This window comes from Mycobacterium sp., assembly GCF_049802695.1.
In the GTDB taxonomy this organism is placed as follows: domain Bacteria; phylum Actinomycetota; class Actinomycetes; order Mycobacteriales; family Mycobacteriaceae; genus Mycobacterium.
Map to the genome: position 1 here is coordinate 1 of NZ_JBARMY010000087.1, position 8,307 is coordinate 8,307.

Genomic DNA, 8,307 nt, shown 5'->3' on the forward strand with positions numbered 1-8,307 from the left:
AACGATGGTGTGTCCATCGCCAAGGAGATCGAGCTGGAGGACCCGTACGAGAAGATCGGCGCCGAGCTGGTCAAGGAAGTCGCCAAGAAGACCGACGACGTCGCCGGTGACGGAACCACGACGGCCACCGTGCTGGCCCAGGCGCTCGTCAAAGAGGGCCTGCGCAACGTGGCTGCCGGCGCGAATCCGCTGGGTCTGAAGCGCGGCATCGAGAAGGCCGTCGAAAAGGTCACCGAGGAACTGCTGAAGTCGGCCAAGGACGTCGAGACCAAGGAGCAGATCGCGGCCACCGCGGCCATCTCGGCCGGTGACCAGTCGATCGGCGACCTGATCGCCGAGGCGATGGACAAGGTCGGCAACGAAGGCGTCATCACCGTCGAGGAGTCCAATACCTTCGGCCTGCAGCTCGAGCTGACCGAGGGTATGCGGTTCGACAAGGGCTACATCTCCGGCTACTTCGTGACCGACGCTGAGCGTCAGGAAGCCGTCCTGGAGGACCCGTTCATTCTGCTGGTCAGCTCTAAGGTGTCGACCGTCAAGGACCTGCTGCCGCTGCTGGAGAAGGTCATCCAAGGTGGCAAGCCGCTGCTGATCATCGCCGAGGACGTCGAGGGCGAGGCGCTGTCCACCCTGGTCGTCAACAAGATCCGCGGCACCTTCAAGTCGGTGGCGGTCAAGGCCCCCGGCTTCGGTGACCGGCGCAAGGCGATGCTGCAGGACATGGCCATCCTCACCGGTGGCCAGGTCATCAGCGAGGAGGTCGGCCTGTCTTTGGAGACCGCCGACGTGGCGCTGCTCGGCAAGGCCCGCAAGGTCGTCGTCACCAAGGACGAGACCACCATCGTCGAGGGCGCCGGTGACTCCGACGCCATCGCCGGCCGGGTGGCCCAGATCCGTCAGGAGATCGAGAACAGCGACTCCGACTACGACCGCGAGAAGCTGCAGGAGCGCCTGGCCAAGCTGGCCGGCGGTGTTGCGGTGATCAAGGCCGGCGCCGCCACCGAGGTGGAGCTCAAGGAGCGCAAGCACCGCATCGAGGACGCGGTCCGCAACGCCAAGGCCGCCGTCGAGGAGGGCATCGTCGCCGGTGGTGGCGTGGCCCTGCTGCAGATCGCCCCGAAGCTGGGCGAGCTGAACCTCTCGGGCGACGAGGCCACCGGTGCCAACATCGTCAAGGTGGCGCTGGAGGCTCCGCTGAAGCAGATCGCTTTCAACTCCGGGCTCGAACCTGGTGTGGTGGCCGAGAAGGTGCGCAACTCGCCTTCCGGAACCGGCCTGAACGCCGCCACCGGTGAGTACGAGGACCTGCTGAAGGCCGGCGTCGCCGACCCGGTCAAGGTGACCCGTTCGGCGCTGCAGAACGCGGCGTCCATCGCAGGTCTGTTCCTGACGACCGAGGCCGTCGTGGCCGACAAGCCGGAGAAGTCGTCCGCTCCCGCGGGCGACCCGACCGGTGGAATGGGCGGCATGGACTTCTGAGTCGCTACACGAAAAGCCCGGTTCCCGTGTGGAGCCGGGCTTCTCGCTATCCGGTTGCCGTCGAGGACGCCTTGAATATCACGCAGTCGTAGCCGTGGCCGCTCGCACATTCCGCGGTATCCGCTACCAGCGGCCTGTGCAGCAGTGCGCGCGTCGGCAGCAGCCGAAGCGGATCGGTCGCGTCCCCGTCGGCAGGGATCTGCGCATCAGCGTCGACGATCAGCGAGTACCCCCCCGGCTCGGGCGGCGGCCACACCAGGGTTGCGGTGCCGCGACGGGCTACGTTCGCGCGGGTATGCTCGCCGACCGGCCCGACGTCCAACACCCCGCCGCTGAATGTCGGATCGACTTCCACCGCTCGTACGCGATAGTCGTCATTGACGGTGATGAGGTAAGCGAATCCGTAGTCGCCCAGCGCTTCGGCCAGCCTGCCCAGATCGACTTGTGCGCTCATGTGGATGACTGTATGCGGGGCTTGGCGCCCGCAGCCAGGATGCGACGGTGGGGGAGATCCGGTGGCCGTTTCTCGGAAGGCAGGCCGTACTTCGGGGCGAACTCTCGGCCCATCAGCTGCGAACCCGCTACCGAGCTGTTTACCGCAACGTCTACGTGCCGAAGGGCTCGGCGCTGACAGCGGCGACGCGTGCGCACGCGGCCTGGCTCTGGTCAGGCGGTGAGGCGACGATGGTCGGATTGTCCGCGGCGGCGCTGCTGAACACCAAGTGGATCGACGCTGCCCTACCTGCTGAACTCTGCCGGTCCGACCGCCATTGCCCGCCCGGCATCGTGGCGCACTCCTACCATCTGACTAAGACCGACACGTGCGTCGTCCGAGGCGTTCGTGTCACGACGCCCGAACGGTCCGCGTTCGACATCGGCCGCACCCTATCGGCTGATCGCGCACTCCCGATCCTCGATGCACTGGCCAATGCGACGACATTCAAGGTCGCCGACGTCATTTCTGTGATCACGGCCAATCCGGGCGCACGCGGAGTCCGGCGGCTTCGGACGGCCCTGCGCTTGATGGACGGTGGTGCGGAATCTCCGCAAGAAACTCGGCTACGCCTGCTGTTGATCCGCGCCGGTCTTCCCGCACTGGAAACTCAAATTGAGTTCGTCGACGAGTATGGCGTCGCCCGTATCCGGGTCGATATGGGGTGGCGGAGATGGCGAGTGGCTGTCGAATACGACGGTGTCCAGCACTGGTCTGACCGTTATCAGCGGTCGTGGGACATCGACCGGATCGCGATACTCGAAGCATTGGGCTGGGCCGTTGTTCGGGTAAGCGCCGAGATGCTGTCGCGGCCCGGCGTCATCGTCGAGCGGGTGCTGGCCCGATTGCGAGCCGCGGGCTGCCCGATCTGACGCCGAGCGTGTGGGTTGTTGCGAGGAACTGAGTGTTTCGTCGCAACAACCCCCACAGTCGGCGTCAAAGGGGCGAGAAAAGGCTCAAGCAGGAACCGGCTGTCGGCCACGGATCAGCTTGCCCGGCCGGGCGTCAGTGGGCACGCCGTTCTCGGCGATCACCTCACCCGACACGATGGTGGCGACGTAGCCTTCGGCGGTCTGGTCCAGGCGACTGCCCCCGGCGGGCAGGTCGTGGCTGATGATCGGCTTGTGCAGTTGCAGGCCGGCGTGGTCGATGACGTTCAGGTCGGCCTTGTAGCCGACGGCGATGCGGCCCCGGTCGGCAAGGCGCGCGATGCGGGCCGGGACCGAGGTCAGCTCGCGGACCGCCTCGGACACCGAGAACCGCCCGGCCTTCCGGTCCCGCGCCCAGTGCGCCAGGAAAAAGGTGGTGTAGCTGGCGTCGCAGATCATGCCGTAGTGCGCGCCGCCGTCGCCGAGGCCTAGCACCACGTCGTCGCGGTGCAGCAGTTCACCGACGGTGTCCAGCGAATAGTTCTCCAGATTGCTGGTCGCCACCAGCAGCATGGCCCGGCCGTCGTCGTCGAGCAGCCGATCGTAGGCCTCCTCCATCGGGCTCACCCCGCGGGCACGGGCCCGCGCCGCGATGCTGGTGGACGGATCAGGCTCGTAGTCGGGCCTGTCCTCGAGCGGGAAGATCCAGTCCCACATCTGCGCCGCGTAGAGGATCGGGTGACCTTCGCCGGGCTTGTCGGCCAGAATGCGGGCACGCACCTCGGGTTTGCGCATCTCGGCCGCCCGCTCGGCGAGCGGCAGGTGGGCGATTGCACGGTAGCTGGGGTAGAGCACGAACGGATTCGCAGTCAGTTGTAAGCCGATCACCAAGCCGATCGGACGGGGCAGCAGCTGGGCGGTGACGTCGCCGCCCGCCGCATTGGCCTTCTCGATCATGGTGATGGCGTCCGGCCACGACGGCTCACCGACGTTGGTGACGACCATGGTGAAGGTCAGCGGCAGGCCGACGTCTTCGGCGACGTCGAACACCGTCTGCAGCACCGGCTGGTAGCCGCCGCCCGGCAGGTCGGGCACGAATTGCAGCAGCCCGCCGCCGCCGTCGACCACACCGCGGGCGATCTCTTCCAGCTCCTCACGGGCGGCGTCATAGCTCGGTATCGGCGATCCGCTCTCGGTCTTGTGGATCGTCAGCCGCGACGAAGCGAAGCCTACGGCGCCGATCTCGACAGCCTCCTTGGCCAGCGCCCGCATTTTGGCGAGATCCTCGGCAGTGGCCGGCTCGCGATCGGCGCCGCGCTGACCCATCACGTAAACCCGCAGCGGGGAATGCGGCAGGTAGGCGGCTACATCGATATCACGCCGTCGCGCCTCTATAGCGTCCATGAATTCGGGGAACGTCTCCCACGTCCACGGCAGGCCGTCGGTCATGACGACACCGGGGATGTCCTCGACCCCGGCCATCACGTCGACGAGCACGTCGTGGTCTTCCTGGCGGCACGGCGCGAAACCGACCCCGCAGTTGCCCATCACCACGGTCGTCACGCCGTGCGCCGACGACGGGGTCAGCCGTTCCGACCAAATGGCCTGACCGTCGTAGTGGGTGTGCAGGTCGACGAAGCCTGGGGTGACGAGCAGGCCCGTTGCGTCGATCTCCCGCCCGGCGTCACCGTCGACCGCTCCGACTGCGGTGATGACGCCGTCGCACACCGCGACGTCAGCGACGTACGGCTCACTTCCCAGCCCGTCGACGATGGTCCCGTTGCGGATGATGAGGTCGTAGGTCATCTAATGAATCTACGACTGCGCCGGGGGCTCATGCCAGGATCGGAATATGCCCAATGCCGATGCCGCCCAGGAACTGCTTCGCGACGCCTTCACCCGGTTGATCGAACACGTCGACGAAGTCACCGGCGGCCTCACCGACGAGCAAGCCAACTACCGGCTCAGCCCCAACGCCAACAGCATCGCCTGGCTGCTCTGGCACAGCGCCCGGGTGCAGGACGTACAGGTGGCCGACGTCGCCGGCGTCGAGCAGGTATGGACCCGGGATGGCTGGGTTGAGCGCTTCGGACTGGATCTGCCGCGAGACGACACCGGTTACGGGCACAGTCCCGAGGACGTCGCGAAAGTTCAGGCCCCGGCTGAGCTGTTGGCCGGCTACTACCATGCGGTGCACAAGCTGACGCTGGAGTACATCGCCAGCATCGACGGCGATGAGTTGGCCCGGGTGGTCGACACCCGCTGGGATCCTCCTGTCACGGCCAGCGCGCGGCTGGTCAGCAGCATCGACGACTGCGCGCAGCATCTCGGCCAGGCCGGTTACGTGCTGGGCATCGCCCAGCGGCGGGCCTGACCTCTCAAGGTCGGCCGGCTCCGGGCGCGGGGGCGGGGAACACGACGATTTGCCCGGTCGGTTGTGATGACGCCGGTCCGCCCCACTGCTGGCACACGACGTAGAGCTGCGGTGGCTGGTCGCCACGGCTGAGCGTGCAGGCGAACGCACCCCGGTCGAGTTCGACGGTGTCCAGCACGTCACCGCCCTCGCGGATGCGGACACAGCGCCGGTTCCCCACGTCGGCGTACCAGACGGCACCTTCGGCGTCTACGCAGATGCCGTCCGGGTGATCGTCGCCGGTGGCTGCCCAGGTTCGGCGTCCGGTCAGGTGGCCGCGCGGGCCGACGTCGTAGGCCGTGAGCCGGTTGCCGTGTGACTCGGCGACGATCAGCGTGGCGCCGTCGGCGGTGATCGCCATGCCGTTGGGGAACGCGAGATCCCCGGCGACCAAGCGGACTGATCCGCTCGGCGCGACGAGTGCGACGCTTCCGGGTGCGGGTTCGCCGCCGGGGAAGTCGAAGCCGATGGTGTTGACGTAGGCGTTGCCCGCCGCGTCGACCACGATGTCGTTCCACGGCTTGTCGGCGAGCGGCGCCAGGTCGGCGTGCACCACCATCGATCCGTCCGGCTCGCGACGAAGCACGCGCCGCCGCGCCGAATCCACCACGAGCAACCGGCCGTCAGGCAGGAAGTCGATGCACATCGGGAACGACTCCACGTTCACCACGACTTCGTGGCGCCCGGACCGGTCCAGCGCAATCACCTGATGGGCTCCCCAGTCGGAGAACCAGACCCGCCCGTCGTGCCATCGCGGCGACTCGCCGAACTGGATGCCCTCCATCAAAACGCTCATGCTTAAGCAGACTGCCCGCCCGGCCGGAACTCATCGGGTCGGTCGACGAACTTGACACCCGTCAACCCCGGGGGTGCGACCTGTGTCACACCCGGGCTAGCATTGCTGACCATGACCGCCACCACGTCGTCTGTGTCAGCTGTAGCGCCCGAATACGTCGGTATCGGCAGCATCAGCAATCCCGCTACCGGTGCATCCGCCGGCGAAGTGCACTGGACCGATCCCGCCGATGTCCCCGCGCTGGCCGACCGGCTGCGCACGGCCCAGCGTGAGTGGGAGCAGCTGGGCGCTGCCGGGCGCGCCAAGACGCTGGCCCGTTACGCGGTGTGGCTGGGCGAGCACCGCGGTGAGATCGAAGAGTTGCTGATCAAGGAGACCGGCAAGTCGGCGGTCGACGCGGCGCAGGAAGTGCCGTTGTTGATCATGATTTTGTCCTATTACATCAAGGCCATGGCGAAAGCGCTTGCGCCCGAACGGCGTCCGGCGTCGTTGCCGTTTCTCGCGGTCAAGAAGATCACCGTCCATTACCGGCCACGGCAAGTCGTCGGGATCATCGCGCCGTGGAACTATCCGGTAGCCAACGCGCTGATGGACGGCATCGGCGCGCTGGCGGCCGGCTGCGCGGTGTTGCTCAAGCCGTCCGAGCGCACGCCGCTCACAGCGGAGGTGTTGCGGAAAGGCTGGCTGGACTGCGCTGCCCCGGACGTATTCGCCGTCGCGCAGGGCGCACGTGCGGTAGCCGAAGCCGTCGTCGACAACGTTGATTACCTGCAGTTCACCGGCTCTTCTGTGACCGGACGCAAGGTGATGGAGCGCGCCGCTCGCCGGTTGACGCCGGTCAGCCTGGAACTGGGCGGCAAGGACCCGATGATCGTGCTCGACGACGCCGACATCGCCGCGGCCGCGCACGCCGCGGTATGGGGAGCCATGTTCAACGCCGGACAGACCTGTGTGTCCGTCGAGCGGGTCTACGTGCTGGAGTCGATCTACGACCGATTCGTCGACGCTGTGGTGCGCGACGTCAAGGCCTTGCAGGTCGGCGCGGGTAAGGGCTACACCTACGGCGCGCTGATCGACGATGACCAGCTGGCCGTCACTGAGCGCCATGTGCGCGAGGCGGTGGCCGCCGGCGCGCGCGCCCTGACCGGTGGCCGGCGCGGCTCGCATGCTGAGGGGCAGGGAAGTTTCTACCTGCCGACCGTGCTGGTCGACGTCGACCACTCGATGTCCTGCATGACCGAGGAGACCTTCGGGCCGACACTGCCGATCATGAAGGTCGGCAGCGTCGACGAGGCCGTCCGGCTGGCCAACGACAGCCCGTACGGCCTGAGTGCCTCGGTGTTCTCCGCTGATACCGCTCGCGCCAACGAAGTTGCGCTGCAATTGGATTGCGGGGCAGTCAACATCAACGACGTGATCAGCAACCTGATGTGCACCACGGCCCCGATGGGCGGGTGGAAGGAGTCGGGCATCGGGACCCGGTTCGGCGGGGCCGACGGGCTGCGCAAGTTCTGTCGCGCCGAAGTCGTCGTCGAACCGCGCACCAAGATCGGTGCGGGTGTCAACTACTACAGCAACTCGCTCAAAGCTATGGCCCGGACGAACCGGCTGATGACCCGGTTGGCGCTGGCCCGCCCGCGCCGCGCCGCGAAGTAACTCGCGCGGCGTGCGGTTCACAGCAGCCGTGCTGCTGTGGGTGATCACCACTCTGGCGGCGGCGGTGGCCATCTCGACGGCCTGGGCCCAACTGAACGTGGTCGGCGCCGACGGCTATGCAGCGATGGCCCTACGAGCGGCCACCGATCCGACGCTGCAAAGCGCCGCGGCCTCCGAACTCGCCAGCCAGGCAACAGCGCTCATCACCCAACGCGGGCGCAGCGTCGATCCGGAAGTAGTGGGCAGCGCCGCCGCCGTCTACACCGCCAGTCCGGCCTTTCCGGCACAATTTGCCCAGGTCAATCGATTGGTGCACGGATGGGTACTCAGCAGCGACTCATCCGGTGACCCGTGGGTCGTCGACGTCGCTCCCATGTTGAAGGACCCGTCGCTGCAGCAGATGCTGAACCGCTTCCACGTACGGCCACCCGCGACGCTCACAGTCCCGTTGACGGCGTCACCGCCGAACCCCCTGCCTTCCGCGCGGCTTCGGCTCTTCGCCGCCTGGAACCTCTGGTTGTGTCTGGGCACCACGGCGCTGGCGGGCTTCAGCGCTGTCCTGACGCTGGCCGCCGCCCGCAGTCGCGCGAAGGCGCTGACC

The 8,307-nt window shown here is 67.2% G+C and carries 8 protein-coding genes; 5 read left to right on the plus strand and 3 right to left on the minus strand.

Annotation, left to right across the window (positions count from 1 at the left end; all coding sequences use genetic code 11):
* Positions 1-1,479, plus strand: a 1,479-nt coding sequence (gene groL / locus WA317_RS03115) for a chaperonin GroEL (protein WP_425171645.1), incomplete at its 5' end; no start/stop codon positions are given.
* 46 nt (positions 1,480-1,525) lie between these two features.
* Here groL and WA317_RS03120 read toward each other — a convergent pair.
* Complete coding sequence (locus WA317_RS03120; RefSeq protein ID WP_425171646.1) at positions 1,526-1,933, minus strand: pyridoxamine 5'-phosphate oxidase family protein; 408 nt, start codon at positions 1,931-1,933, stop codon at positions 1,526-1,528.
* A 56-nt stretch (positions 1,934-1,989) separates the two neighbouring features.
* Here WA317_RS03120 and WA317_RS03125 point away from each other — a divergent pair, with 56 nt between their 5' ends.
* The gene (locus WA317_RS03125; protein WP_425171652.1) at positions 1,990-2,844 is read left to right on the plus strand and encodes an endonuclease domain-containing protein; all 855 of its coding nucleotides are present in this window, start codon (positions 1,990-1,992) and stop codon (positions 2,842-2,844) included.
* 84 nt (positions 2,845-2,928) lie between these two features.
* Here WA317_RS03125 and WA317_RS03130 read toward each other — a convergent pair whose 3' ends face one another.
* Complete coding sequence (locus WA317_RS03130; protein ID WP_425171647.1) at positions 2,929-4,647, minus strand: N-acyl-D-amino-acid deacylase family protein; 1,719 nt, start codon at positions 4,645-4,647, stop codon at positions 2,929-2,931.
* A 46-nt stretch (positions 4,648-4,693) separates the two neighbouring features.
* On the opposite strand from WA317_RS03130, the gene WA317_RS03135 reads away from it, so the two are divergent.
* Entirely contained in the window at positions 4,694-5,215 is a 522-nt protein-coding gene (locus WA317_RS03135; RefSeq protein WP_425171648.1) for a mycothiol transferase, read from the plus strand.
* Between the two features lie 4 nt (positions 5,216-5,219).
* Here the strand turns inward: WA317_RS03135 and WA317_RS03140 are convergent, their stop codons facing one another.
* Positions 5,220-6,050 (minus strand): SMP-30/gluconolactonase/LRE family protein, encoded by an 831-nt coding sequence (locus WA317_RS03140; protein ID WP_425171649.1) that lies wholly within the window; start codon positions 6,048-6,050, stop codon positions 5,220-5,222.
* 111 nt (positions 6,051-6,161) lie between these two features.
* Here WA317_RS03140 and WA317_RS03145 point away from each other — a divergent pair, with 111 nt between their 5' ends.
* Positions 6,162-7,706: an aldehyde dehydrogenase family protein gene (locus WA317_RS03145; RefSeq protein WP_425171650.1), complete on the plus strand. Its 1,545-nt coding sequence runs from the start codon at positions 6,162-6,164 to the stop codon at positions 7,704-7,706.
* Between the two features lie 10 nt (positions 7,707-7,716).
* Positions 7,717-8,307 (plus strand): hypothetical protein (locus tag WA317_RS03150; RefSeq protein ID WP_425171651.1); only part of this gene is annotated, 591 nt, incomplete at its 3' end.

Bases quoted from the DNA above. Each gene is read 5' to 3' on its own strand.
- WA317_RS03120 (WP_425171646.1), bottom strand. From the start codon at position 1,933: ATGAGCGCACAAGTCGATCTGGGCAGGCTGGCCGAAGCGCTGGGCGAC.
- WA317_RS03130 (WP_425171647.1), bottom strand. From the start codon at position 4,647: ATGACCTACGACCTCATCATCCGCAACGGGACCATCGTCGACGGGCTG.
- WA317_RS03135 (WP_425171648.1), top strand. From the start codon at position 4,694: ATGCCCAATGCCGATGCCGCCCAGGAACTGCTTCGCGACGCCTTCACC.
- WA317_RS03140 (WP_425171649.1), bottom strand. From the start codon at position 6,050: ATGAGCGTTTTGATGGAGGGCATCCAGTTCGGCGAGTCGCCGCGATGG.
- WA317_RS03145 (WP_425171650.1), top strand. From the start codon at position 6,162: ATGACCGCCACCACGTCGTCTGTGTCAGCTGTAGCGCCCGAATACGTC.